This is a genomic window from Qaidamihabitans albus, assembly GCF_016464705.1.
Taxonomy (GTDB): domain Bacteria; phylum Actinomycetota; class Actinomycetes; order Mycobacteriales; family Pseudonocardiaceae; genus Qaidamihabitans; species Qaidamihabitans albus.
On the sequence record NZ_JAEHOB010000056.1, the window covers coordinates 1 to 547 of the forward strand.

1 pseudogene is annotated in these 547 nt (G+C 67.6%); it reads left to right on the forward strand.

The features are described 5' to 3' along the window. Positions 1 to 120: 120 nt before the first annotated feature. Positions 121 to 547 (forward strand): annotated as a pseudogene (locus JAP66_RS31805) (pentapeptide repeat-containing protein); the annotation flags it as partial.

Genomic DNA, 547 nt, shown 5'->3' on the forward strand with positions numbered 1-547 from the left:
TACGGGTGGTGGTTCCGCTGCGATGGTGTGGCTATGGGCAACGACAGGACGACTGGTGCTGGCCGTTTCGGTGTGCGGCGGTGGTGGCGTCGTCGGGGTGGGACGTGGTGGTGGGCCACGGTGGTGGTCGTGGTGCCGGTCGCGCTGGTCACGACGATCGCGGTGGTCGCGTTGGTGTTGGCTGTCGATGGTGTCGTAGATCCGAAGGATCGGATCGAGCTCATCAAGGTCGGTCTGACGGTCGGGGCTGGCACCGGTGGTGTGGTGGCGCTGGTGCTGGCCGGGAGGCGGCAGTGGGCCAACGAGCACGACGCGACCGAGCGCCGCCTCACGGAGCTGTATGTCCAGGCCGTGGAACAGCTGGGGTCGGACAGGGCCGCAGTCCGCCACGGTGGTCTGTACGCCTTGGAACGTGTCGCGCAGAACAATCCTGCTCAACGACAGACCGTTGTCGACGTCCTTTGCGCCTACCTCCGCTCCCCGTATACCCCGCCCCCGGCGGCCGGCTGTCACCGGCTGGAAGTGAAGCGGCCGTTGGTGAACCGCC